This window comes from Paenibacillus aurantius, from assembly GCF_032268605.1.
Classification (GTDB): domain Bacteria; phylum Bacillota; class Bacilli; order Paenibacillales; family NBRC-103111; genus Paenibacillus_AO; species Paenibacillus_AO aurantius.
In genome coordinates this window covers 5869093-5893466 of the sequence record NZ_CP130318.1, presented here as the reverse complement: position 1 = coordinate 5893466, position 24374 = coordinate 5869093, and the positions used below count along the sequence as shown (strand labels likewise).

General features: G+C 60.4%; 17 protein-coding genes. 11 read left to right on the top strand and 6 right to left on the bottom strand.

Translation table 11 applies throughout. The features are described from left to right. Positions 1 to 29: 29 nt before the first annotated feature. Together MJA45_RS26695 and MJA45_RS26690 are read right to left on the bottom strand one after the other, a co-directional pair. Positions 30 to 1853: a right-handed parallel beta-helix repeat-containing protein gene (locus MJA45_RS26695; protein WP_315604922.1), complete on the bottom strand. Its 1824-nt coding sequence runs from the start codon at positions 1851 to 1853 to the stop codon at positions 30 to 32. Positions 1854 to 2055: 202 nt separating this feature from the next. After that, positions 2056 to 2181: a hypothetical protein gene (locus MJA45_RS26690; RefSeq protein ID WP_315604921.1), complete on the bottom strand. Its 126-nt coding sequence runs from the start codon at positions 2179 to 2181 to the stop codon at positions 2056 to 2058. Between the two features lie 31 nt (positions 2182 to 2212). Between MJA45_RS26690 and MJA45_RS26685 the strand changes: the two genes are divergently transcribed. The 7 genes from MJA45_RS26685 to MJA45_RS26655 all read left to right on the top strand — a co-directional run bounded on the left by MJA45_RS26685 (position 2213) and on the right by MJA45_RS26655 (position 11242). After that, complete coding sequence (locus tag MJA45_RS26685; protein WP_315604920.1) at positions 2213 to 3799, top strand: sensor histidine kinase; 1587 nt, start codon at positions 2213 to 2215, stop codon at positions 3797 to 3799. Continuing rightward, positions 3774 to 4841: a response regulator transcription factor gene (locus MJA45_RS26680; RefSeq protein ID WP_315604919.1), complete on the top strand. Its 1068-nt coding sequence runs from the start codon at positions 3774 to 3776 to the stop codon at positions 4839 to 4841. Before MJA45_RS26685 ends, MJA45_RS26680 begins: the two co-directional genes overlap by 26 nt. A gap of 120 nt (positions 4842 to 4961) precedes the next feature. After that, positions 4962 to 6554 carry a type 2 periplasmic-binding domain-containing protein gene (locus tag MJA45_RS26675; protein WP_315604918.1) on the top strand — a complete coding sequence of 531 codons (1593 nt, stop codon included), beginning with the start codon at positions 4962 to 4964 and terminating at the stop codon, positions 6552 to 6554. A gap of 133 nt (positions 6555 to 6687) precedes the next feature. Next, complete coding sequence (locus MJA45_RS26670; protein WP_315604917.1) at positions 6688 to 7587, top strand: ABC transporter permease; 900 nt, start codon at positions 6688 to 6690, stop codon at positions 7585 to 7587. Positions 7588 to 7598: 11 nt separating this feature from the next. Further along, positions 7599 to 8477, top strand: coding sequence for a carbohydrate ABC transporter permease (locus tag MJA45_RS26665; RefSeq protein ID WP_315604916.1), 879 nt, complete (start codon positions 7599 to 7601; stop codon positions 8475 to 8477). Positions 8478 to 8605: 128 nt separating this feature from the next. Beyond that, on the top strand, positions 8606 to 9688 hold the full coding sequence (locus tag MJA45_RS26660; protein WP_315604915.1) for a GNAT family N-acetyltransferase: 1083 nt from the start codon (positions 8606 to 8608) through the stop codon (positions 9686 to 9688). A 651-nt stretch (positions 9689 to 10339) separates the two neighbouring features. Then, the gene (locus MJA45_RS26655) at positions 10340 to 11242 is read left to right on the top strand and encodes a DMT family transporter (protein WP_315604914.1); all 903 of its coding nucleotides are present in this window, start codon (positions 10340 to 10342) and stop codon (positions 11240 to 11242) included. Between the two features lie 290 nt (positions 11243 to 11532). On the opposite strand, the gene MJA45_RS26650 is transcribed toward MJA45_RS26655, so the two are convergent. Next, positions 11533 to 13704, bottom strand: a complete 2172-nt coding sequence (locus tag MJA45_RS26650; RefSeq protein ID WP_315604913.1) for a transglycosylase domain-containing protein — start codon at positions 13702 to 13704, stop codon at positions 11533 to 11535. 291 nt (positions 13705 to 13995) lie between these two features. Here MJA45_RS26650 and MJA45_RS26645 point away from each other — a divergent pair, with 291 nt between their 5' ends. After that, positions 13996 to 14226 carry a hypothetical protein gene (locus tag MJA45_RS26645; RefSeq protein ID WP_315604912.1) on the top strand — a complete coding sequence of 77 codons (231 nt, stop codon included), beginning with the start codon at positions 13996 to 13998 and terminating at the stop codon, positions 14224 to 14226. A 159-nt stretch (positions 14227 to 14385) separates the two neighbouring features. Here MJA45_RS26645 and MJA45_RS26640 read toward each other — a convergent pair whose 3' ends face one another. Continuing rightward, positions 14386 to 14943, bottom strand: a complete 558-nt coding sequence (locus MJA45_RS26640) for a DNA-3-methyladenine glycosylase (RefSeq protein WP_315604911.1) — start codon at positions 14941 to 14943, stop codon at positions 14386 to 14388. A gap of 237 nt (positions 14944 to 15180) precedes the next feature. On the opposite strand from MJA45_RS26640, the gene MJA45_RS26635 reads away from it, so the two are divergent. The 3 genes from MJA45_RS26635 to MJA45_RS26625 all read left to right on the top strand — a co-directional run bounded on the left by MJA45_RS26635 (position 15181) and on the right by MJA45_RS26625 (position 19715). Next, a complete protein-coding gene (locus MJA45_RS26635; RefSeq protein ID WP_315604910.1) occupies positions 15181 to 18042 on the top strand; it encodes an ATP-binding protein in 2862 nt (953 codons plus the stop codon). A 232-nt stretch (positions 18043 to 18274) separates the two neighbouring features. Continuing rightward, positions 18275 to 18769 (top strand): NUDIX hydrolase, encoded by a 495-nt coding sequence (locus MJA45_RS26630; protein WP_315604909.1) that lies wholly within the window; start codon positions 18275 to 18277, stop codon positions 18767 to 18769. 733 nt (positions 18770 to 19502) lie between these two features. After that, positions 19503 to 19715 carry a hypothetical protein gene (locus tag MJA45_RS26625; protein ID WP_315604908.1) on the top strand — a complete coding sequence of 71 codons (213 nt, stop codon included), beginning with the start codon at positions 19503 to 19505 and terminating at the stop codon, positions 19713 to 19715. Here MJA45_RS26625 and MJA45_RS26620 read toward each other — a convergent pair. Together MJA45_RS26620 and MJA45_RS26615 are read right to left on the bottom strand one after the other, a co-directional pair. Further along, positions 19712 to 22570 carry a DEAD/DEAH box helicase gene (locus MJA45_RS26620; protein WP_407083176.1) on the bottom strand — a complete coding sequence of 953 codons (2859 nt, stop codon included), beginning with the start codon at positions 22568 to 22570 and terminating at the stop codon, positions 19712 to 19714. The genes MJA45_RS26625 and MJA45_RS26620 overlap by 4 nt on opposite strands. Beyond that, positions 22567 to 24153 carry an SWIM zinc finger family protein gene (locus MJA45_RS26615; RefSeq protein ID WP_315604906.1) on the bottom strand — a complete coding sequence of 529 codons (1587 nt, stop codon included), beginning with the start codon at positions 24151 to 24153 and terminating at the stop codon, positions 22567 to 22569. Before MJA45_RS26615 ends, MJA45_RS26620 begins: the two co-directional genes overlap by 4 nt. Positions 24154 to 24374: the final 221 nt, after the last annotated feature.

The window sequence follows — 24374 nt, the reverse complement described above, 5'->3', positions numbered from 1 at the left end:
AGCGGCGGGTTCCATCCAAATCGGTCGGCTTAAGCCAAGTCCTCGCTTGAGGTGACGGGGGCGGCGGACAGATCCTGCAGGTTCGCGATGACCGCTCCGCAGCGAAGGTCGTTCTGCAGACGTGTCAGCCCTGTCACGGTAGCGGCGGCCTGGAGCCCGTACCGCGGCTTGAGCTTTCCTTCCTCGACCCTTACAACATTGCCGATGACCCGATTATCCGAGCAGCTGCCCCATAAAGAAATCCCGTCGTAGGTCCCGTTTCCGGTTTGGCCCGGATTCAGGATCCGGTTGTTGGCCAGGTGAACTCCGGTTGAGTTGACCACCCGGACGCCTTCCTGCAGGGAGTCACGGATCAGGTTGCCGGAAATGATTACATGGCGGCTGTCGGTAAGGTAAATCCCATTCTTCTTGGCTCCTTCCAACACATTTCCTTCCACGGTACAGTAGACCCCGCGCAGGCTTATGGAGTGGCCTCCCGTATTCTTGATCACGTTGTGCCCGATGATGATCTTCTCCCCGCTTCCTTCGGGGAACCCTTCCACGTAGATCCCGTTGCTCGTCGCCGTGTCGATGATATTATGCTCGATCACAAGGGAGCTGGCCGGCTGGACCGGATGAACGACGCCGTTGTCGTCCTTCGAGGAGGCGGAGGTGGCGGAAGGCGTAGAAACGAACATTCCCCCGCTGGCCTTCTTGATCTGGTTGCCCGCGATGACGGAATTTCTCCACTTGAAGGGCCGGATGGCCCAATAGGTAGAGTTCTCCATGACGTTATCCCGAACAATGATGTGGTCGAAATAGGCATCGGGATAAGCTCCGTGCGCGCCCACCCCGCACGGCCAGGGAACGGTTCCCGGGGTTCCGCTCGCCCCGAAATAGCAGTTCTGGACCGTCACGTGGTGAGTGGGCGTATGATCGGCGGCTTGGCCCACAAAGCCGGCCTTCAGCGCCGGCTCAAGCTGAATGGCCTCGCAATAATACTGGGACGTATACATGAAGCCGACGAACCGGCACCGGTCGAACAGCACATGCCGGACCCCGGTAAGCTCCGCCCCATGTCCGCTTTGGGTGTCTTTCACCGTGACGTTCCGGAAGGTGATCCATTCCGCGTGGGCGAGGGCGATGCCGTTGCATACGCGCGTATAGTTAACGGCGTTGCTGTCCAATACCCCGCCCTCTATCGTGAGATGCCCGTTCCCCTCATAGCCGTAAAAGACGTCCGTCCGCCGGTAGTTGCGGATGAGGTTGCCGTCATGGCAGCGAAGCAGCACCGTGCCTTCGTCCATCTTCAAGTGCGTATTCCGGAAGAGATACAGCTCGTTCGTCATCTTGTATGTTCCTGCTGGCACCACCACGGTCACGGAAGGGCGCTGCAGGGCCTCGTCCAAGGCCAGCTGAAGAGGTGCCGTGTCGTCAGAGACGCCGTCTCCTTTGGCCCCGTACCATTTGGCGTTGACCTCATGGCCGTTAAGGACCCTTTTGAACCGGGCTCCCGAGGCGGCTGCCAGAACGGTACCGGTGTTGTCGGGGGAGGTGGTATCGGCAGGATCGTACAGAAAAAAGCCCTCCTGGTCCCGGTCGGTCACGAAGTAAACGCTGGAGGAGGGCTGCCCGTTCTGGCGAAGCTCGGCTATGGTGATGGGTACGCAGTAAGAGAGATCGAGGAGCTCGCCGGCATTCCAATTTTTGTTCGAATAAGCGGCTTCCGTGACCGATTGGCCATGGGCCTTCGTCCCGTAGGCGGACAGGGCGAGCCCCACCCCGGTCATGCCCATCCAGGCAAGCATTTTCCGGCGGCTTAAAGGACGGGGGACGGCGTGTTTCGATTCGTTTGTTCCGGGAGTTTCGACCATGGGTAAGGTTCCTCCTCTTGAAATGCGCGAAATGGATTGGGAAAGCTTGCTTGTTTATGCATTAAAATGTATTTCTTTGTTCGTTTGTTGTCAACGAGACTTTAGCCCTAGAAGCTCTTAAGATTTTGTAAAAGCTTGTAGAAAGCGTTTAAATAGCGGGGTTGCCGGAGGCTGTCCCGTTGACAGAACTTCCGACCCTCCCTTACCCTGTAAGGGCGGTTCCCTTGTAAACAAATGGAACCGCCTTGACCGGCACCCGCAGCAGCCAGGCGGCGTGATTATGAGAAGGGAGCACCCCGATGAAGCTGTTCCGCAGACCTCTGTCCATCAAGAAAAACCTGCTTCTTTTTTTTGTTGTCTTGTTTTGTATCCCCTTTCTTGCGTTTTGTTTAATCTGGTATGCCAAATCCGCCGAGATTGTGGAGAACAGCGGCATTTATTACAACGAACAGCTCATCCGGAAGGTCAATGCCCAGCTCGATGAATACTTTTCCGGCGTCCGTGCCGATTCCCTGGCCCTTCCGGGACATCCCCTGATCCAGGAATTCATCAAGGCTGACCCGCTCAACCCCTACGAGATGTACCAGCTCAAGGTCCGTCTTTCGAATGAGCTGGTCCCCAATCTGCGCAAGGACATGTACGGATTCACGGTGATTTCCTCCAAGGGCGGCTATTTCGGAGATTTTGCGACGCTCGAAATGCCGTTGTACGAGGACAATTTCAAAATTCTCGGGATCGGGGAGAAGAATGGAGTCCCGGTTATCCTGGTGTACCGCAAGATCATTGACAACGTGACCTATGCGCCGGCCGGGGCGCTGCTGATGAAGATGTCCCTCAACCAGATGCTGAAGATTGCCGACATCCGGCCGTACGGGAAGAACGGGAACATCGTGATTGCCAACGAAGAAGGGATGATTCTGTATCACACGGAACGGGACAAGTGGGGAACGCGACTTCCCGAAGCTTGGACGGACAAGATGAGCAAGGCTAACGGTCAATTTACGCTGAACGACCCGGAAGGCCGCAAAATGATGGTCTACGGGGTGTCCGAGCAGACTTCGTTCCGTATCGTCTCGGAAATGTCCAAAAGCGAGCAGCTCGCGGGGCTTCTGCATCTGCAGCTTCTCACCCTGTTCATCGGTGCTGTGATTCTGGTCCTGGCGTTCGCCGTCTTCTACCGCATGTTCCGCGAAATCCGGAGGCTGGTCAGCGAAGTCCACGCTACCCGGATGCACGAGAAGGAACTGGAGCTGCGAAACCGGGAGGCGGTGGTGGTGGCCCTGCAGTCCCGGATCAATCCCCACTTTCTCTACAACACGCTTGAGATTATCAACTCGTACGCGCTTCTCTTCAACATCAAGCCGATCAGCCAGATGGCGCTGCATTTGTCGAGTATCTTCCGCTACAGCGTGAGCGATCCCGATCAGGTGGTCAGCCTGCGCAAGGAACTGGATCATACCCTAAGCTATATTCAGATCCAGAAGGAACGCTTCGAGGATTTGGAATTTGTCATGGAGGTGGACGAAAGCATGCTGGATAGCGTGTACTTGCTCCGGCTGACGGTGCAGCCGCTGCTTGAGAATGCGTTTCACCATGCCTACGAAAGGCACGGGTTAACGCCGGGCCGCATTACGATCCGGGGCAGGGCGGAGCAGGGCGTATTCTCCCTCTCGGTCTGCGACGAAGGGCGGGGGATGCCGCCTGCTCTGCTCGCCCAATACAACGAGGCCTTCCGCTCGTGGAAGGAAGGGGATATGGGGCGTCCGGACAAGCAGCCCTTTCGGGGGATCGGGCTGTGGAACGTGCATACCCGACTTCGGCTCGCCTTCGGAGATCCCTACGGCCTAAGCATTGCCCGTTCCGGCGAAACGGGATCGGACATCCGGATGATGCTCCCCTACCTGAAAGGAGTGGTGAACCATGTACAAAGTGCTGATTGCGGATGACGAAAGGATGGTCCGCCTTACCCTGCGGACGCTAATTGAGAGGGAGGCCAAGGGCTTCTCGGTGCTGGCTGAGGCTAAGGACGGGGACCAGGCGTACCGGATATCCCTGGAATCCAAGCCCGATGTGATCATCACGGATATCCGGATGCCGGGGCTCACCGGGCTGGAGCTGATCCGTACGCTTTCGGCACATAAGCTTGAGCCGGAATACCTGGTCGTTTCGGGGCATGACGATTTCGGGTACGCCCAAGCGGCGATCCGCTCCGGGGTGGCGGATTACCTGCTGAAGCCGATTGATCCGGTGTATTTCTCCAACGCACTCGGAAGAATAGCCGCCCGGCTGAATTCCAAGTCGGGCAGACGGGCGAGCCGCGATTGGATGTGGGCGTGGAAAGGGTACGCGGAGCAGGCGGCCGAGGCCATCTGGGAGCTTAACGAAGACGGCCTTGCGGCCGAGACGGCTCGGCTCGGCTCTTACCTGGAGGCCGAGGGCAACCGTCCCGATACCGTTCCGGACGAGCGGCTCGATTACTACCGGATCGTGCTGAACGGAACGCTTCAAGAGCTGAACCGGAGCGGCCTCCCCCTCCCGGAATGGCGTCTGCCGGAGCAGCCCGCCGGTACTGCTGAGCTGAAGGAGGCCGTTCAGGCCGGGCTCGCAGGCCTGCTGGAGCATGTGAGGATGTCCCGGAACTGGAGCTACAACCGGGTCATCCAGACGGTGAAGGCCTTTCTGGAAGAGCATTACCGGAATCCCGGGCTCTCGCTGAAGGATGCGGCCGCCCACTTGGATCTATCGCCGAATTACTTCGGAGCGGTGTTCAAGCGGGAGCTCGGCCAGTCCTTTACCCAATACCTTACCGCCCTTCGCATGGAAAAGGCCAAGGAGGTCCTCCTGGACCCGAACCGGAAGGTTTACGAGGCGGGGGACGCGGTAGGATATGAAGACTACGCCTATTTCTCCAAAACCTTTAAGAAATATACCGGACTCTCCCCTTCGGACTACCGCAAATCCGCAATGCCCGAAGAGAGGGGCGGCTAAGGAATGCATGGGAAAACTACAAACTTTCGTTGATTATTCCATGGGAAGGGATTCCCTACCGGCCCTATAATGGGGGCAGATCCCCCGGCAGGGGGAGTAAGACGACCAGGAGGGATTGGGATGATAGGCAAACGAAAAAGGCCCGTGCATGCAGCAGTGGCGACCGTGCTGCTCTCCGCCGGTGTGTTGGCTGCCTGCGGAGGCGGGGAAGAGAGCCCTGCGGCAGGCTCCCCTACAGACGCAGCCGGAAAAAGCGGCAGGGAAATCAAGGTGCTGCTCTCCCATAACAACTCCGGATTTGCTTCCAAAGGCCCGGAGGAGAAGAAGCAGAAATACTATGACGAGCTGAGCCGCTTGTCCGGCAGCAAGCTGAACTTCGAGTTCCTCGGCCACGATATTGATTTCCGGCAGCAATTGTCCCTGCGTTTCGCTTCCGGAGAGCTGGCCGATCTGGTCAGAACCGGCAGCGTCGACTGGGAGGTTCACCAGGGAGCCGTGGACAAGGGCGTTTTCCTGGAGCTCGGCCCCTTGATCGATAAATACGCCCCGAACCTGAAGAAGAAGATTCCCGAAGTAGCCTGGAATAGCCCTAAGGTGACGAAGAACGGTAAAATCTACGGTATTCCCGTGCTGACGGGGACCAAAGCGGACCGGGTGATCTTCTACCGGCAAGACATTCTCGATCAGCTCGGCATGCCCGTTCCGAAGACCCTCGACGATTACCTGAAGTTCGCGGAGGGCGTCAAGACGAAAGATGTGAACGGAGACGGCGACCCGAATAATGAATGGGCCCTGTCGCTGACGGACGGCATGTCCTGGAACGATGTCTTTACCGGTTCTTTTGGAGTCAGACCAGGCACCTGGCATGTTCGGGGCGGCAAGCTGGAGCCGGACATCATTCAGCCCCAGATGAAGGAAGCGATCGCTTTCTACAAGAAGCTGTATGACAACGGATACATAGAGAAGGATTTCATTACCAAGAAGCAGGGTGACCGTGGAACGGATATCACCAAGGGGCTGGTGGCTTCCTGGGGTGCGGCTACCTACCAGTATGCGGCGGTGGCGGCCCAGCCTTATCCGAATCAGCCGAAAGCTGCCATTACGATGGCGGTTCCGCCAAAGGGGCCGAGAGGGGACAATTACCTGCAGATCGGAACGGACCAGGTCTACTTCGTCTGGACCATTCCGGCGAACACCAAGAATCCGGAGGACATCATCAAATTCCTCGACTGGGCCTGGAGCAGTCCGGAGGCTGACAAATTCTTTGCCTACGGAATCAAAGATTTCAACTATACCGAGGAGAACGGCCAAGTCAAATTCGATCCGAAAGGGCCTAACAATTCCGAGCTTAACGAGAAGGAATTCTTCCAGCTCTCTATCAACGTTCGCGAGAACGGGTTGAACAACCCCCTGGCTCTCAAAGTGCTCCCGAACAGCGATGTGATTCTGAAAGGCTACCAGGATGCGGAATCGACCATTATGAAGAACGATGCCATGTACATGCCGCCGCTTAAGTCGCTGGACGGACGTCCTGAGCTTAACCCGGCCTTCGTGGCGGGCAGCCTGTTCTACGACTGGTTTGTGAAGCTCGTGGTCGGCAAGGAAGACCTCGACAAAGGCTTCGATTCCTTCGTCGCCGAGTGGAAGAAGCGCGGCGGGGAGGCGGCCATCCAGGAGGCAACCGACTGGTACAACCGCTCCGGCCAGAAATAGAGCGGACCCGGCGCCTCGGGTGTCTTATTTTGGGGGCGGCCGGAGAAAGCAACGAAACAAGCCATTGGCCGCAGACCCTCTGCTTCAGCAGGCGGGGGGTCTTTTTACATCCTGGGTAAAGGGGGAAGTCATCTTGCTGCGCAAAGCCAAGTCGGTCGATTCCTGGGTGCTGCTGCTTATTGCCGTTCCCGGACTTCTGCACTTTCTGATCTTTAAATACATACCGCTTGCGGGGAACTGGATCGCTTTTCAGGATTACAATTTGTTCGCGGGTCTTTTTCACAGCAAGTGGGTGGGGCTCAAGCATTTCCGCTTCATGTTCGAATACCCGGAATTCCTGCTGGTGCTGAAGAATTCCCTGCGCCTAGGGCTGTATTCCATCGTATTCGGATTCCCCGCCCCTCTGATTCTGGCCCTTCTCTTAAACGAAATCCGGCTCAGCTGGTTCAAGCGGACGGCTCAAACCCTGCTGTATTTGCCGCATTTTCTGTCTTGGGTTATCGTAGGCGGGATTTTCACGGAGCTGCTTTCGAATAAGGGACTGGTTAATCAGCTTCTCGTGGGATACGGAGGAGAACCGGTGTCCTTCTTAACGGAGCCCCGGTATTTTCTTGGCATCCTCATCAGCCTCGGCATCTGGAAAGAGGTCGGCTGGTCGATGATCGTTTATCTGGCGGCGATGACGGGGATCAATCCCAACCTCTACGAGGCCGCCATGGTGGACGGGGCGGGGCGGTTCCGGCAAATGTGGAGCATCACCCTGCCATCCCTGCTGCCGGCCATCATCGTTCTGCTTCTTCTGCGGATCGGGCATCTTCTGGATGCTAACGTAGAGCAGGTTCTCTTCTTCCTAAATCCGCTTGTGCGGGAGGTAGGCGAAGTGTTTGATACGTATGTGTACCGGGTCGGTCTGATGGGTGGCCAGTACAGCTATACGACGGCGATCGGGATCTTCAAGGCACTGGTCGGCATCCTTCTGGTTATGGGGCTTAACAAGCTAAGCCGCCGGACAACCGGGGAAAGCATCTATTAGGAGGAGAGAGCATGATGATCACTCGCCGTTCCGACCGGCCGTTTCAATGGGCCAACGCTGCCTTTTTTATCGTTCTGTGCTTCACCATGATCGCCCCGATTCTGCATCTCGTTTCCGTCTCGGTCAGCTCTCCGGTCTATGCCAATAACAAGCTGGTTGTGCTTTGGCCAAAAGGCTTTCAGCTGAGCGTATACGAGACGCTGTTCGGGATGAAGGATATGTGGCGGGCTATGGGCGTAAGCATCTACATTTCGCTCATGGGGACGCTTCTGTGCTTGATCTTGACGTCAACGCTGGCCTACACGCTGACCCGTCCGATGATGCCCGGCCGGAGAATGATCACCCGGCTCATTCTGTTCACCTTCATCTTCCCGGTTCCGCTTATTCCGAGCTACCTGGTTGTCAAAGAGCTCGGCATGATCAATACGCTCTGGGCTCTGATCATCCCGGGAGCCCTCGGAGCGTATAACGTCTTCATCATGAAGACGTTCTTCCAGGGCATCTCCGCAGAGCTTGTCGATGCGATGAAGATTGACGGAAGCGGCGAGCTCGGCGTCTATGCCCGGCTGGTCCTGCCGCTGTCGGCGCCGGTTCTCGCCACCATCGCGCTGTTTCATTCGGTAGGAACATGGAATTCCTATTTCGGGGCGCTGATCTACCTGCGCTCCAAAGATCTGTTTCCGCTTCAGCTTAAGCTGAAGAACATGGTGGCGAGCAGCGGAACGGACTCCGGTCTCGATTCGATTGCCGTCGATTCGGGAATTCTGTCCAGTCCCGAAACGATCAAGGCGGCGGCCATCTTGTTCAGCACCCTTCCGATTCTGCTCGTCTATCCATTCCTTCAGAAATATTTTGTGAAAGGCGTCATGCTCGGCTCTCTTAAAGAATAGGTAAGGACCTCCACCCTTTCGCTTTCTCCTATCTTTTCCTTCTATTATAATGAAGCGAAAGGATAAGGCCAAGGACCTGCTTGAGCGGGAAGCCAGGCGGGAAGAGAGAAAGAGAGGCGGATTTTCGGGTGAAGGGCCGGAAGCTGATCAAGGGCTATATGGATAAAAAAGACAACCGCACCGCTCTCAATAAGCTGGCCGGCCGTGTCTTCGGGCTGTCGTTCGAGGAGTGGTACCAAGCCGGAGGGTGGGACGGACGCTACGTGCCGTATTCCTACCTGGAGGGGAACCGGCTCGCGGCGAATGTCTCGGTAAGCCGGCTGGAGCTGGTGATGAACGGGAAGCGGCACAAGGCCGTCCAGATCGGAACGGTCATGACGGCCCCGGAGTGCCGGGGGCAGGGCTTGGCGGCGGCTCTGATGCGGGAGGTGCTGGCCGACTACGAGACGGAATGCGACGTGTTCTATCTGTTCGCCAACCGGAACGTGCTGGAGTTCTATCCGAGGTTCGGGTTCCGGCCGATGGAGCAGCGGCAGTTCCGGCTTCCGGCGGACCGGACCGCGGCGTCACGCGATTATGCTTCGGGGCCAAGCGGAGCCGGCGAAGGGAGCGGTTTACCTGCCGGTTCCCCAGGGTCAGCTGACCGTCTTGATGGAGAGCCGCCAGGCGGCATGAAAACGGAATGCGGGGCCTGCTTAATATCTTCGCGAGCGGCTGCTCGCAGTCCTGCGGAACCGACAAGCGGGACAAGCCCGAGGAGTGCCGCCCCCGCTTTTTCCCGGGTCCGCAAGCTTGACCTTCGCTCCCCCGCGGATTGGACGCTCCTCAGGGCGTTTGCCCGGGAACGGGTGCCGAACTCCGAGCGGTTCGACACGTCCGGAACCTCCGGGCTGCTGATGTTCTACGGGCTGCTTGTGCTAACGGATCATTTCTACTTCCTGGAGGATCTCGACGTGATTGTCGTGTACGAGCAAAGGGAGGGCGTCACCCACCTCTACGATATCGTCGCCCGGGCTCCTTATGATACGGAGGAGGTACTGGCCTGCATTCCGGGGGCGGGTATGGATATCGTTTTTCATTTCACGCCGAATTTGGAGCCGGGCCGGCTCATCGCAGAGCCTTTCCACGGGACCGAGGTGCTGTTCGTTCGGACCCGGCAGGGAGTGGAGTGGCCCGAGTCGTTCAAGCACCCGATGACTTCCCAGGCTTAGAGGGAACACAGCCGGGACCCTTTAGAGGGTCCCCTGGGTTTCCATTATGACTTCCCACAGATAGCCGGACGCGTCCTTGCGTAGCAGCGTCTTGCTTTTAGAGTTAGCCGGCTCTTCCCTGTAACGAATCCTGGGAAGCTTATTAGATGGTTTTTGGCCCTTTTCGGGGACTAACGAATCCTCTTATCGTTAAAGGGCCTGTTTTTCATGAAAAGGCGCTTCCTGAAAGGGATTAACGATTCTACGATTCGTTAGTTTTGCAGAAGTGCCTATTTTGGGCCGATAACGCTATCCCGATTCGTTACGTTTTAATTCGCCATCAAGATTCGTTCAGCGTAGAGAAATCACATGTTCGCCCGGGTTCTTCAAATGCTAAGTATCCGGATAGGCCTTGAAGGCCGGCTTAGCTGAGAGAAAGCTTGGCGCCCCGGAAACAAGGACATGGCGGGCGGTTGGCGGTTGGAGTTGCCCTTGTAAAAAGGGAAACTCGAGCTTGTGCAAGTCTCTTGAAAAATCCCAAAGCTGCTATCCTAGCACGGCTGAGACCTGCCCATGGTTAGATGAATCGTATAGGCTCGGAAGGGCCCTTCTCCAGGGGTTTCTGTGATAGAATAGAGAACATTACCGTCACTACTAAGAAGAAGGTGCGTCATGGGGTATGTTCTCCTCCTTCTGGCTACGCTGGCATGGAGCTTTGTTGGCATTCTGGTCAAAACCGCGTCGACGATGGTGGACAGCTCCATCATCACCCTGTCGCGGTTTTTCTTTGGCGTTCTCTTTCTTATCCTCTTTCTTCTATGGAGAGACGGCCGCATCGTCATCCGGGTGGGGATGAAATGGATATGGCTCGGCGCCATCGGGAAAAGCTTGAATTACCTGTTGGAGAATTTGGCCCTCTCGATCGGCTACGCGTACGGCAATATTCTCGTGATGCCGGCCCAAACCGTGACCCTGCTGCTGGCGGCAAGATTCCTGTTCGGGGAGAAGGTGACGGCCAAAGGGTGGACCGCCGCGGTCCTTTGCCTGGCCGGCGTTCTGGTCATCGGCTGGAATGGCGAACCTCTGGGGGCGCTGCTGCAGGGCGGCGGCCTGACGACGCTGCTCTTTACGCTGGCCGGTATGGGGGCCGCCGTACATGTGCTGAGCCAGCGGCAATTGGTGAAGGAGATGGACAACGGGAACATGAACCTCTCGGTGTTCTCCTTGAGCACCCTGATCGTGGCCCTGCCGGTTCCGCTGCAGCAGCCGGCGTTCCATGGTCCCGTAACGGTGTGGGCGTGGGGAGCCCTCGTGCTGCTTGGCCTGATAACCGGCCTCAGCTTTTTTTGGCTGGCCGAGGCTCTGAAGCGGGTGCCCTTCATGGCGGCGGCGATCGTGAGCAACAGCTCGGTGCTGTTCAGCATCCTGTGGTCCTACCTGATCTTTCACGAGCCGATCACCCTTTACGTGGTCACCGGCACGCTGGTGTTCCTGGCCGGCTTCCTGCTGCTGAACCTTCCGGGCAGACGGCAGGCCCCTTTGCCCCAAACCGGTAAAGCGGTCCCGGGCAAATGATGTCCGGCGGGCTGGCGGGCCGGGCGGATAAGGCTGGCGAATCACGGAAGCGGATGCTCCTCTAGGTGTTAGGGAAACGGAACCAGGAGGAATCCGCCCGGCAAGGAAGACGCCCTACGGGAACGAAGCGGGGCAGCGCCGCCATGACCGGGATCCGGACCGCCACCATGGGCGTGTAACCCCCGCCGGCTACCCGCTTCCTTCCCCGCGAACAAGGAAACAGGTCCTCTGCAAGCTGCCGCTTGCGGAGGGCCTGTTTCCTTTAGGCGCCGTGGGAGGATACCGTCGCCTCAATCGTCTTTCTTTCCTTTGCCTTTCCCCTTGTCCTTCTTGTCGGGCTTGTCGTCCTTGGCCTCCTTGCCGCTGCCCCGGTCCTCGGGCGGAGGACCGTTTCCGCGAACCTCCCCGTTCCCGTTGTCCGCGGGGCCGGCCGGCTCCGGACGAGGGGAGACCGGGACATAAGGCCCTGCAGGGGGCTCGGACGGAGGCGCCTGGATAGCTCCTCCCGGAGGCTCCGGGAAGGCTTGAACCGGGGTGTTTATAAGCGCCCGGGTCATAATTTCCTTGAACACTTGAGCGGGATAAGCCGAGCCGGACGTGGTGAGGTAGTGGTTCTTGTCCGTGTTCTCATAGCCCATCCAGATGGCCGCCGTCAGCTCCGGGGTGTAGCCGACGAACCAGGCATCCTTCGACACCGCGCCCGAGATGCCGGCGAACTCCGGCGTGTCCGGCAGCTGCGTGGTGCCCGTCTTGCCCGCGGTCGGCCGGTCGAGCCCCGCCTCGGTGCCGGTCCCGACCCGCACGACGTTGCCGAGCAGTCCGGTAATGGTGTACGCCACCCGCGGCGTCGTCACCTTAACGGGCGGCTCCTTCGCTTCGACGAGCACGCTGCCGTCCCTCGTCGTGATCTTCGCAATGGCATGGGCGGGATGCATTTCCCCGAGATTGGGGAAAGCGCTGAACGCCTGCGCCATCTGAAGAGGGGAGACCCCGCGGCTCAGACCGCCCAGGGCGGTGGCGAGCTGGCGGTCCTCCTTCGTCAGCGGGATGCCCGCCCGCTTCGCGAAGGCCAGTCCCTCGTCGATCCCGATCTCGTTCAGCAGCCACACCGCCGGGATGTTCCACGACTTCGTCACCGCCTCGTCGAGCGTCACGTACCCCCGGGTCTGGTTATCCCAGTCCCGGGGCTGGTACCCGCCGATGTCGAGCGGACCGTCGAACAGGATCGACTGCGGGGTGTAGCCCTTCTCGAGAGCCGGGCCGTAGACAGCCAGCGGCTTGAAGGCCGAGCCCGGCTGGCGCACGAGCTGGGTCGCGTAGTTGAACCCGCGCACGACGCCTTCGCCGCGGTGGCCGACCAGGCCCCGGATCGAGCCGTCGTGGTGGTCCACGATGGCGGCTCCGCTCTGGATCAGCTGGTCGGGCTTGCTGGCCGGGAAGAAGGAGTCGGTGCGGTACACCTCCTCGGCCGCCTCCTGAACGACCGGATCCAGCGTGGTGTAGATCTCGAGCCCGCCGTTTCGAATCTGGTCCTCCGTGAAGCCGTAGACCGATTCCGCTTCCCTCAGCACGTAATCGACGAAGGACGGGTATTTGTCCTTCGTCTCTTCCTCAGACGGCTTCCGAACGGCGATGGGCATCGCCTGGGCTTTGGCGTATGCTTCCCCGGTGATGAAGTTCTGGTCCTTCATCAGGGAGAGGACCACGTTCCGCCGCTCCAGAGCCGCCGCCCGGTCCCGGTAAGGAGAGTAGCGGGAAGGGGCCTTCGGAAGGGCCGCCAGCATGGCGCACTCCTCGAGCGTCAGGTCCTCGACCTTTTTGTTGAAATAAACCTTGGCCGCGCCCTGCACGCCCCACGTTCCTTCTCCGAAATAGATGCTGTTCAGGTATAGCTCGAGAATTTCATCCTTGTCGTAGGTCAGGTCAATCTTGAGCGCATACCCCGCTTCCTTGAATTTTCGCGAAAGGGTTTTATCCGACTGGAGAAAAAGGTTTTTGGCCAGCTGCTGGGTGATCGTGCTCCCGCCTTCGGCGAAGCTCTGGGACCGCACATCCCGCCACAGCGCCCGCATAAGGGACTGGACATCCACCCCGGAGTGCTCATAGAACCTCCGGTCCTCCGTGGCAATGACGGCGTTCCGCAAGTCGAGCGGGATGCGGTCGAGAGCGACGGGCTCCACCTTGGAGGAGGAGAATTGGGCCACCGCCTTGCCGTTGCGGTCATAGACATTTGTCGGGTCGGGCAGCGGGTAGCCGGCTTTGGTTACATCCAGCTTGGACACGGCCATGGCGGCCAGTCCTCCGGTTACCAGCAATAGAAGAAGCACACCGGCGGAAAGAGACAGCCAGAGGCGTTTGGTTTTCCACAGAGGAACACGCTTGCGGGTTCCCGGTACAACAATCGTCCGAAGCTTTGGCCTTTGACGGCGGGCCGGACGCTTAACGGTTCGGGGGAGGTTCATGCCCATTCCTCGTTTCTTATGATTTAATCGGGGGGTCCCGTTATATATTCTTCGTAAGGCCCTTTCCATAAGAGGCCGCACAGCGGCATCGGGGCAGCCAAGGCTTCCGCTCTAAAATTAGGTAGTTATGAGTAAATAAACGCAATGCCGGGGCGATGAATCGACAAAAGAGGAGCCGCCGCTCGTTGGCATTAGGAAGAAACTACCAGAATCGCGGTTCAGCTGCCGGCTAACCGGGTAAAGATAGCCCATAGAGAAAGAGATTCACACCGAGGAAGGGGGACGAGAGGCATGAAGCGATTCGACAGAGACCCAAAGGTGGAAAAAAAGAAGCCTTTGACCATGGACCGGCTTCTCCAGGATCACCCTGAGCTGAGCTCGGTAGAACGGGAAGTGTACCAAGTCGTCGCCCACGGTCTGGCTCATTCCCGGGACATTGCTGAAATTGCCAGAAGGACCCAGCTGAGCGAACTGCAGGCAGGAGTAGCAGTCCAGCTGCTAACCTATAAAAATCTGCTCTGACCTTTACGGGAGGAGCAAACGAGAATCACAAAGGAATGAGCCAGGAACCGGTTCCCACTCCAAAAAGCCCTGCCGCCCGGCGGGGCTTTTTCTCTATCCGGCGGAGCAGGAAGGGCAGGGGAAGAGGGGGCGGAATTCCGGGCGGGAGGCAGGAGGACCTTAGGCTTCCGCCAGGAAGCGCCACAGCAAGTCCTTTCCTTTGGAAATGCCGATGCGTTCCGTACAGCGGTACGGAAGCGGCTCCCCGCGCCATAAGGTCATTTCCTGAAGGGGGTCGGCGAGGAGATCATAGCCGTTCAGCTCCCGGGTAACGCCTAGAGCCTGGCACAGCTTTCCCGGTCCGTTCATCAGCGTCTTGTCCGGGACCCCGGGACGCAGCGAGCGGATCGACTCCAGCCCGCTGACCGGACGGGCGGCCCTCAGAAGAACGGCACCGGGCGTGCCCGCTCCGTTCGTCACCACGTTCATGCAGCTGTGCATGCCGTAGATCAGGTAGACGTACAGCCGCCCCGGTTCCCCGAACATAAGCGAATTGCGCGGCGTCACCCCGCGGTGGGCATGGCTCGCCGGATCGTCGCCTCCGCGGTAAGCCTCCGTTTCCGTCAACTGCACCACGATCTCCTCTCCTCCCATGCGCCGCACCAGATAGCACCCGAGAAGCTCCCGGGCCACCTCCACGACATCCCTTTCGACAAAATCCTTTCCCAGCTTCTCCAAGTTCGATCCCTCCATCGGCAGGCAAGGCCAAAGTACTATTCGTATCCTAATCGGTTCGGTCCGAAGATGCAAATCGGCGAAGCGAGGAGGGTTCCCTCTCTTTTTGTCGAAAAAGGTACCCATGCCTTATCCGGGCTACCCCCATTAACGGAAGCTTCGTCATCAACCGATAAAATCTTCTATAGAAGTACGGCAAAGAGGGACCCCCTGCCGATCAACTGGGAATGGAGGGAAGCCATGAGCTATCCCCGGGTCAAAGGATCCGTCCTTAACATCGCCGCCGTGGCGCTTCTGCTGCTGGTCAGCCTGATCAGCTATGCGGCTTTTACCAATATGGAGAAAGAGACCGACCGGATCATGCTGGATACGATCCCCGTCACCAATGCCGTCCAGAGCCTGCTGACGGACGTGCTGAACGAGGAGACGGGAGTCCGCGCCTACGTCGCGCGCAACAACCGCTCGTTCCTGGACCCCTACTACCTGGGTCAAATCTCGCTTAACCGGAACGTGGAGTATTTGACGAACAACGCCGACCGCATCTCTCCGAACCTGGGGCCGATCCTCGAGAGGAAGCTGGTTCCTTCCCTGGAGGTGCTGAAGCGGTACTTCGAGGACCAGATCGCCCTTGTCGACTCCGGCAAAATCGAGGACGCCCGCGGCCGTATCAATGCGGGCAAAACCGACATGGACCAGTTCCGCAGCATTCATAATGAACTCTTGCTGCTGATTGGGGAAGACACACGAAGCGCGGGAAGCCAGATGAAGAAGGCGGCCGACCAGACCCGGCTTATTATTATGGTGAGCGGTCTTCTCGCCATCGCCGTAGGCGTCGTCTCCATCATCGTGTTCGGACGAGCCGGTCGGGCGGAGGCTGCCTTGCGGGTTAGCGAGGAAAAGTACCGGCTGACGGCCGAGACGCTCGAAGCGCATAACGAGGAAATTCTCGCCCAGCAGGAGGAGCAGGAGGCGACTCTCCTCAAGTTGACGGAGCGGGAGCAGGAGCTCGAATGGATCACCTCCTACCAGGAGAAGCTGACCGGATTCATGCAGCTCGAGCCGTTTCTCCGCGGCACCGTGCCGGCTCTTCTGGAAGCGCTGGAGCTGGATGCCGCACTGGTGCTGCTGCGCGAACCGGAGGAAGACGGCTTCCGCGTGGTGTACTCGATCGGGTATCCGTCCAATGCCTATCCGCGGCTAGAGCGGGAGCTTTACGGCTCCGCCGGGCGGGCTCTGGAGACACGGGAGCCGCTTAGAGTCCGGCGAACTCTGACGGAGCGTGAGAAGGGACTCCATGCCTCCTTCGAGCAAGCGACCGACTGGTATGTCCCGCTTCTTGACGACAAGCAGGAGATGATAGGCTTTCTGCTGCTGACCCTTTATGGAGCCGGCGAGCTTCACGACGCCCTGAAGGAGCGGCTTCTTTGGGGGTTAACCCGCCAATTCGGACTCGCTTTCTTCGCCCAGCTCGTGAACGAGGAAAGGCACAAGCAGTCGGAGCGGCTGAAGGAGCTGAACGCCGAGCTCGGCAACGAGAAGGAGCTGATCCGCGGCATCGTCGAATCGAGCCATGAGGGCATCCTGATGGCCGGTCTGGACGGCACCGCCCTCGTGGCGAACAGCCGGATCGGAGATTACTTCGGCTGGGAGAACACGCTCGGAACGGGCATGCTCCGCCTGTTCCGGCAGCTGGAGCAAGGGGCCGGCACCCCGCTGTCTCTGGTCGAGCCCGTCAAGGAATTCCTCGCCGGGGAGACGGACAGCGTTTCCCTGCGCTTCCCCTTCCGCCGCGCCGAGGGGCTGCGTTATTTGGAGCTGTATGCCACTCCGGTCCGGGGAAGGGACGGCGGCGTCCGGGGCTATCTCTTTGTCTTCCGCGACCGTTCGGAGGAAGAGCGCGTCGATGAGATGAAGAATGAGTTCATCAGCATTGTTTCTCATGAGCTCCGTACCCCGCTCGCCAGCGTTCTCGGCTTTGTGGAGATTCTGCTGAATCGGGAGGTGGCGCCGGATAAGCGGAAGCGTTACCTTCAGACGATTTATGACGAAGCCAACCGGCTGTCCACGTTGATTAACGATTTTCTCGATCTTCAGCGGATGGAGTCGGGGCAGCAGGTGTACCATTACGAGCCGGTCGAATGGAACGCCTTGGTCCGCGAAGTGGCGGAGCAGTGGAAGGGCAGGCCGACTCACGAGATCCGGCTGCATGTCCCGGGAGATAGCCTCGTGGTCCGGGGGGACCCCGACCGGCTTCGCCAGCTGCTGCATAATGTCATCAGCAACGCCGTGAAGTATTCCCCGGGAGCCGACCGTGTGGATTTGTATCTGGAGCGGGAGGGGGACCATGCGGTGCTTCGCGTCCAGGATTACGGCCTCGGCATTCCCGAGGAGGCGAAGGACAAGATGTTCACCAAATTTTACCGGGTGGACAACACGGACCGCCGCCAGATCGGAGGCACCGGCCTTGGGCTCGCCATCTGCAAGGAAATCGCCGAGGCGCATGACGGGTCCCTCCGCTTCGAATCGGAAATGGGGGCTGGAACCACGTTCTTCCTCGACCTGCCCTTGTACCGGGAGGAGGGGGTAGGGGGCAGCCTCGTTATTCTCGAGGACGACGTCAACCTGTCCCACCTGATGGCCGAGGCGGTCGGACGGCTGGGCCTTCCGGTCGTCAAGTTCCGGGCAGCGGAAGAGGCGCTCCGGGCCCTTTCCGCCCAAGGGGGAGCCCCCGCCCGCCTCTGGATCGTCGACATCATGCTGGAAGGCAAAAAAAGCGGCTGGGACTTTCTCGCCGCCCTCTCCCGCCATCCGCGTCACGGCGCGACACCGGTCATCGTGTCGACCGCGCTTGATCAGCCCGCGCACTATTACGAGACGGAAGCCGAGCGCTACCTGAAGAAGCCTTTTACGATGGAACGGCTGCTTGAGGTCGTCCGCGAGCTGCTGGAGAAAGAGCCGAAGGAAACGATCGTCTTCCCGGCCCGCAACGAGCAGGAAGTCGTCCGGATTCTTCGGGAGAACGGCATCGGCTTCGAGGAGCTGAAGGCCGGAGAAGACACCGTGGAGGTCAAGCTGAAGCGTACGGAGCCGGAGGAGGGGTGACAGAAGGGCAAAAGTCTCACACCTAGAGGTGAATGAGTAAACGATTAAAGGCATGGCAGGAGAGGCTCTGGTGAGGGGGCAGGCGGTAGCCCCTGGCAAGCGTAGAGATAGAGCGGTGGAATCAGCTGGGGCTGAGTTCGCTTAGTAAGGCTCCGGGACTGGCGGAAGGGGATCCTGCAAGAGGTGTCGCCTGGCCAAGCCTGGCGGAGTACGATAACCGGGAGGGATGGAAGTGTTTCGGTATACCATTTGTTTCATTCGCCGGGGTAACCGGATTTTGCTGCTGAACCGGAATGCCCCCGCCTGGATGGGGGCGTGGAACGGGGTAGGCGGCAAGCTGGAGCCGGGAGAAGCACCTCTTGCCTCCGTTCAGCGGGAGGTGCAGGAGGAGACCGGGCTGGTGCTCCCATTGGAGGCATTTCAGGACAAAGGCTGCGTGACCTGGACGGTGGATGGGGCATCCCGCGGAGGGATGTATCTTTTTCTGGTGGAGGTGGAGGAGGACCTGCCCTACGCCACTCCGCTCGGTACGGCAGAAGGCATTCTCGACTGGAAGGACATCGCCTGGATTCTCCATCCGGAGAACAAGGGCATTGCCCATAATGTTCCTTATTTCCTGCCCTTTCTTCTGGAGGAGGAGGCCGCCTACGAGCACTGCTGTTATTTCACCGGCGACTCGCTGACGGAGGTGGTATCCTCCCGGCTGGAGCCCGCCGCCGGCCAATAGACCGGTTAGGCGGAAGGCTGGCGGAGGGCCAGCAGTTGAAGTTGCAGGGGCGGGCGCAGGGGGAGCTGCCATTTGGGTTTCCGGCATGGCCTCCTCCCGGGTGACGCGCGCTCTTCTATCGCCCAACCCTCTTCTGTCCCCCGCCCCCGCCGGCCTGCCCTCTGCCGTCCGCCAGCCGTATCCCACCGGTCCCCGCCGTCGCGGCTGGCCAGCCGTTAGGAAGAAGGTAAGCATTCGAAGGGGGAAGACCGAGGCGGTTGGGTTGGGCAAGGATGCCCGAACCTCATCCCTTTCCCGCCCCCGCCGGATAGAGGAACACGGATCCTCTATTGGGTGGTTTTTAACGGGTTCCTCCCCATTAGAGGAACGCAGGTGCGTTATTTAGCGGCAAAAAGGCCGAAACCCGCCTTTTGGGCTCTGTTTTGAATAAAATAAGGAACCTGAGTTCCGCTAATTTTTTGGGCGACGCCCAAAAAGGGAGGATAGCGAACCTGGGTTCCTTTATTTTTGTCGCTCGCCAGAGCCAACTCGCTTGATCGGCGATTGAGTGGCTCTGGGGAGGGAGCTCGCGTGCGGGAAGAGGGATGGGAGTGCCTCGCGCAAGGCCGACACGTTCGATCGGTGGTTGAGTGGCTCCAGAAGGGATGCCCGCATGCTGGTAGTGGATCCGGAGCCGCCCACCGCCCGTCTTACGGCAGCGGGAAGGGAGACGGCGGCGGAATCGCCTTAGAGCATGGCTGGAATCGCTTATAGCGGCCGGTGCGTGGACGCAGGTGCCGTCGACAGCCTGCTCAGCCGCAACCACGCGGAGGCTCGGCAGACCGAGGAGCTGCTCATCCGCCGGGATCTGGCCCATACGCTCGCCAGCATCCTCGGCAAAATCCCGGAGACCACGGACAGCTCGCAGCAAGCCCCCGGCAAGCCCCCGGCAGGCCGCCGGCCTTAGCCCGTGGCCCACTCCCGCCGGAGCACGAACAGCTCGCGAAGCTCATCCGTGGACAGCTCCGTGATCCAGTGCTCGCCGGTTCCGACGATCTGCTGGCTCAGGTCGAGCTTGCGCTCGATCATCTCGTCGATCCGCTCCTCGAGCGTGCCGAGCGTGACGAACTTGTGCACCTGCACGTCGCGGGTTTGCCCGATCCGGTAGGCGCGGTCGGTGGCCTGGTTCTCCACCGCGGGGTTCCACCAGCGGTCGAAGTGGAAAACATGGTTCGCCGCGGTCAGGTTAAGCCCGGTTCCTCCTGCTTTAAGGGAGAGCAGGAAGATGCCGCACCGCTCCTCCTCCGGCAGCCCGTCGTCCTGGAAGCGGGCGATCATCGCATCCCGGGTCGCCTTCGGCGTACCGCCGTGGAGGAACTGGACCTTCTCGCCCAGTTCCTCCTCCAGCGCGTGCTGCAGAAGATGGCCCGTCTCGACGAACTGGGTGAACACCAGGCAGCGGTCGCCTTCCTGCCTCAGCTCCGTCACCATGTCGAGCAGCCGCTCGACCTTGTTGGAGCGGCTGCGCCAGTGTGCGTGCCCTTCCTTCAGAAGCAGGGCCGGGTGGTTGCACACCTGCTTCAGCTTCGTCAGGGCGGCGAGGATGAGGCCCCTCCGTTCCATGACGGTAAGCTTCTCCAGCCGCTCGAACATGTCGCGGATGTAATTCTCGTAGAGCGAGGCCTGCTCCGGCGTGAGCGAGATGTAGGTCTTGGCCTCGTTCTTGTCCGGCAGCTCGAGCTGGATGGCGGGATCCTTCTTCACCCGCCGGAGCAGGAAAGGCCGGATCAGCCGCTGCACCTGGGCGACCGCTTCGGGGTCCTTGGTCCGCTCGATCAGCGCGACGAACCGGTGGTTGAATTCGCGCAGGGTGCCCAGGTAACCGGGGTTGAGAAAGTCGAAAATCGACCACAGCTCGGTCAGCCGGTTCTCGATCGGCGTTCCGGTGAGGGCAATCCGGTGGTCTCCGTTCAGCCTCCGGATGGCCGCCGCCTGCTTGGTGTAGGCGTTCTTGATATTCTGCGCCTCATCGAGGCAGATGGCGCCCCACTGGACGCGTCCCAGCTCCTCCTCATCAAGATGAGAGAGCGTGTAGGAGGTGAGCAGAAGGTCGCATTCGGCGGCCGTCTCCTCGAACTCCGAGCCCTTCAGGCGCTGCGGACCGTAGTGCAGATGGACCTTGAGGTCAGGCGCGAAGCGCTGCAGCTCCTTTTGCCAGTTGCCGAGCACCGAGGTCGGGCAGATGAGCAGGGAAGGCGCCGGACGGGCCTCCTGTTCCTTCACGCCGAGCAGGTAAGTGATGAACTGGATGGTCTTCCCGAGCCCCATGTCGTCGGCCAGACAGCCTCCAAGGCCGAAGCGGCGCAGAAACAGCATCCAGGAGACCCCGTCCGTCTGGTAAGGCCGCAGCGAGCCGCGGAAGCCTTCGGGCGGAGCCATTCGAGGAATCTCCGCGCTGTGCTCCAGCTGGTGGATCAGCCCGCGGAGATGGTCGTTCAGCTCGACCTCCATCATGAGGCGCTCTTCGTTATCCGCTCCATCGAGGTTCTCTCCGGCCGGCACTCCTCCCAGCATGTGCATTTCGAGCACATCCCGGAAAGAAAGGCCGTCCTTGCCCCCGATCCGCTTCATGGCCCGCCGGATCTGCTCGAGCTGGTCCGGATCGAGCACGATCCATTCGCCGCGGAACTGGACGAGCCGGCGCTTCTCTTCGATGAGCTCGCGGAATTCGTCCTCGGTCAGCTCCATGTCCCCGACGGCGAGCCGCCAGTCGAACTGCATGAGCTGCCCGAGCCCGAACAGCGAGCCGCCGTCCGCCGCGCCGACGGACGACTTCAGCTTCGCCCGCAGGCGCGGCTTCACCCGGCGCACGCGCTGCCACCACGCGGGCAGCAGCACGGCGCTGCCGGCCTCCGCGAGCCGCAGGCTGCCCTGCGCGAGGAACTCCCACGCCTCATCGGCGGAGAGTTCCCCGCGCAGCCGCTCCGGCTCGCCCTCGTCGCGCAGCCACGGCAGGATGTGCAGCCAGCGCTGCACATCGCGCGGCACGCGGGCGAGGTCGTCCGCCCAAGCGGGCGGCAGCTCCTCGCCGGGGGCGGGCTCGCCTGCCGGGCTCACCGCGACGAGCGTGTCGGGCCGGCGGCGGTCCTGCAGCGCGACCTCGAGCCGCCAGCCGCCCGCGGGGCTGCGGCCGTCCCGGGCGGCTGGCGGCTCGACGAGCCGGAGGCAGGTGCGGAACGGGCTGGGATCCTGAACCCAGCCGATCGCGACCAGCCAATCCTCCTCGTCGAGCCACAGGTCCGCGCCCTCGGCCGGCGGCGCCGCGGTTTCGAGCCGGCGCAGCGCCTGGCGCAGCTCGGGCTGCTCGGCCGCCCACTCGGCCGCCAGCGCATCCGCCCACCGGCGGACGAGCGCCGCCGCCTCGGGCGCATCGGGCAGCCCGAGCTTCCAGCGGAGCCGGCCCTGCTTCCACTGCTCGTAGTCCGGCACGAACCGGCCCGCCTCCAGCGCCTCCAGCACCATCGGAGCCATCGCCTTCAGGCTGGCGAGCTCCCGGCCCGGCTTGGCTTCCGCGTGCCGGAGCGCCGGCGTGTCGCAGAAGTAGCGCAGCGCCTCCAGCGCCGGCAGGGCGACGCCGTCGCGGTCCTCGTGCTCGGCCGTGTCAATGAACGTGCCGTAGAAGGAAGGCTCGTGATAGGCGAAGAGATGGTTTTTCAGCTCCTCGGGGTCGAGAATTCCCCCGCCCGCCCGCACCCCCCAGAGAAAGAGGGCTCCTTCGGGGAGCCAGTCGGCATGAACCGTATAAGGACTCGGTGTGATCATGACAGCCATTTTCCTTTCTCCAGCTCCTCCTGAAAGGCGCGCAGCCTCGAGTATTTGTCCGCCAGCCGGTGAATGTACTCCTCCCAGCGGTCGAGACGCTTCAGCTTTTTGTAGCACGCATGAAGCTTTCTCAGCTGCCGCACGGCCGTGGTGTAGGACGCGCGGTTCTTTTCCTGGATGGAGCGTTCCACCGCCTGGGTGTAGAGGGGAAGCAGGAGGGCCGGATCATGGGCCTCCACGACCTTAAGATCGGCCGAATAGAGGTTGACCGGCAGCACCCGGTTGGACAGCTGCAGGTCGACCCACTGCCGGAAACGCTCCGTTTTCATCAGGTAGTCCGTGTAGTAGTAATAGCTGCGCGGCAGAAGGGTAAGCATGACCCGGATCCATTCCTCGTCCGTGGGCTGATGCTTGACCGCCTCCATCCAGAAGGCGCAGATGCGGTTGAAATCGTCCTGTTTGGCTTTCGGCATCACAGGCAGCAGCCAACGCAGCCAGCCGAGCAGCCTTTCCCACCGCTCCTCCTGCGAAAGCCGCTGAAGAACGGAGTAGAAATCGCCGGCATGCCGGGCATGCAGCCCTTCCATCTCGCGCATCGCTTGCTCGTCATCGCCTTCCATAATGGCAAAATGCGCGGAAGCGAGAAGAAGCACATCCCTCTTCCGGGGGGAAAGCCCTCCCTGGGCGAGCAGCGAGGCCAGCTTCTGCCGCTCCTTCGCCTGGGCCGATCCGTCGGCGAAGACGTCCCACCACAGAAGCCGGTAAATGTCGAGCCAGTCGATGCCGCCGGGGGCCATGCCGGTCAGGGACTGCCGGACCATATCGACCGTTTCCTTCCACGGCTTGGGATAGGCCTTCCCGGCTTTCTTCAGGGCAGGCGAGGCGGCCAGCTTGGCGAGCCGGGTCCGGCAGCTGTCCGTCACCGACTGGAAGCCCGCCTCATGATAATACGAATGGTAGGCGGAATGATTCGCTTCCCGGAACCGGTCCGCTCTTCGCAGAATGAAGAGGGTCACATGCAGCCGGTACAGCTCCCTAAGCGGCGGCTCCCAATCCGAGGCAAGCCCATCCAGGGTCTGAACGGCCGCCTGGTAGAAGCCCTCGATGGAGTTCTGGTGCGAGAGGGAGTAGCCGTGGAACTTCCGGTCGAAGAACGCCTGCCATTCCGCCGGAGAATCAGTAGGGGACAGATCGGTCTTGTAGGGCCGCTTCTCCGTTTTGGAGGGGCTTTTTGCGCTTCTCCGCTTGGACTCGATCGTTCTCTGCAGCTGAACGAGCAGCAGCTCCGGCCTCCCATGGGGCGCGTACACCTGAAACAGCACGGCTGCCATGTGCTTGCACCAGCCGTCATAAGGGCAGGTGCAGCGGCTTCGGCCGAACTGCTCGAGGTCGAGGGTGACCTCGTACCGCTTGCTTCCCGCCACCTGGGCGTGCAGCTCCGTTCCGCCGGCCAGCTCCGCCGGCGTGATGCGGCCCTGGTGGAAGTAGTCCCAGCCCCGCGCGAGAACAGCCGGCTGAAACCGCGATTCCGCCTCCCGGATCAGGTACTCTATTCGGTTTTTGGGGATTTTAATCGACGGCATAGGTAACCTCCGTACAGCTGAAAAGGCATTCTTTAATCATACCAGATTTTGCATGCCTTTGCCCATCCTCTAGTATGTATCCGGGCCCTCGGGGACATACCGGAACCCCCAGTTTTGCCAAATGGCGATGGCCGGGAGCGGAGGCCTGTGTTAAAATTTACCTGAACCTCGGATTCATTCCGGGGAATTCGATCGGATCGGCGGCCAGCCGCCGGAAGGGG

What these genes read in the sequence shown, in the direction of transcription:
- MJA45_RS26695 (WP_315604922.1), bottom strand. Translation starts at nt 1,853, where the DNA reads ATGGTCGAAACTCCCGGAACAAACGAATCGAAACACGCCGTCCCCCGT.
- MJA45_RS26690 (WP_315604921.1), bottom strand. Translation starts at nt 2,181, where the DNA reads ATGGACAGAGGTCTGCGGAACAGCTTCATCGGGGTGCTCCCTTCTCAT.
- MJA45_RS26680 (WP_315604919.1), top strand. Translation starts at nt 3,774, where the DNA reads ATGTACAAAGTGCTGATTGCGGATGACGAAAGGATGGTCCGCCTTACC.
- MJA45_RS26675 (WP_315604918.1), top strand. Translation starts at nt 4,962, where the DNA reads ATGATAGGCAAACGAAAAAGGCCCGTGCATGCAGCAGTGGCGACCGTG.
- MJA45_RS26665 (WP_315604916.1), top strand. Translation starts at nt 7,599, where the DNA reads ATGATGATCACTCGCCGTTCCGACCGGCCGTTTCAATGGGCCAACGCT.
- MJA45_RS26655 (WP_315604914.1), top strand. Translation starts at nt 10,340, where the DNA reads ATGGGGTATGTTCTCCTCCTTCTGGCTACGCTGGCATGGAGCTTTGTT.
- MJA45_RS26650 (WP_315604913.1), bottom strand. Translation starts at nt 13,704, where the DNA reads ATGAACCTCCCCCGAACCGTTAAGCGTCCGGCCCGCCGTCAAAGGCCA.
- MJA45_RS26645 (WP_315604912.1), top strand. Translation starts at nt 13,996, where the DNA reads ATGAAGCGATTCGACAGAGACCCAAAGGTGGAAAAAAAGAAGCCTTTG.
- MJA45_RS26635 (WP_315604910.1), top strand. Translation starts at nt 15,181, where the DNA reads ATGAGCTATCCCCGGGTCAAAGGATCCGTCCTTAACATCGCCGCCGTG.
- MJA45_RS26625 (WP_315604908.1), top strand. Translation starts at nt 19,503, where the DNA reads ATGGCTGGAATCGCTTATAGCGGCCGGTGCGTGGACGCAGGTGCCGTC.
- MJA45_RS26620 (WP_407083176.1), bottom strand. Translation starts at nt 22,570, where the DNA reads ATGATCACACCGAGTCCTTATACGGTTCATGCCGACTGGCTCCCCGAA.
- MJA45_RS26615 (WP_315604906.1), bottom strand. Translation starts at nt 24,153, where the DNA reads ATGCCGTCGATTAAAATCCCCAAAAACCGAATAGAGTACCTGATCCGG.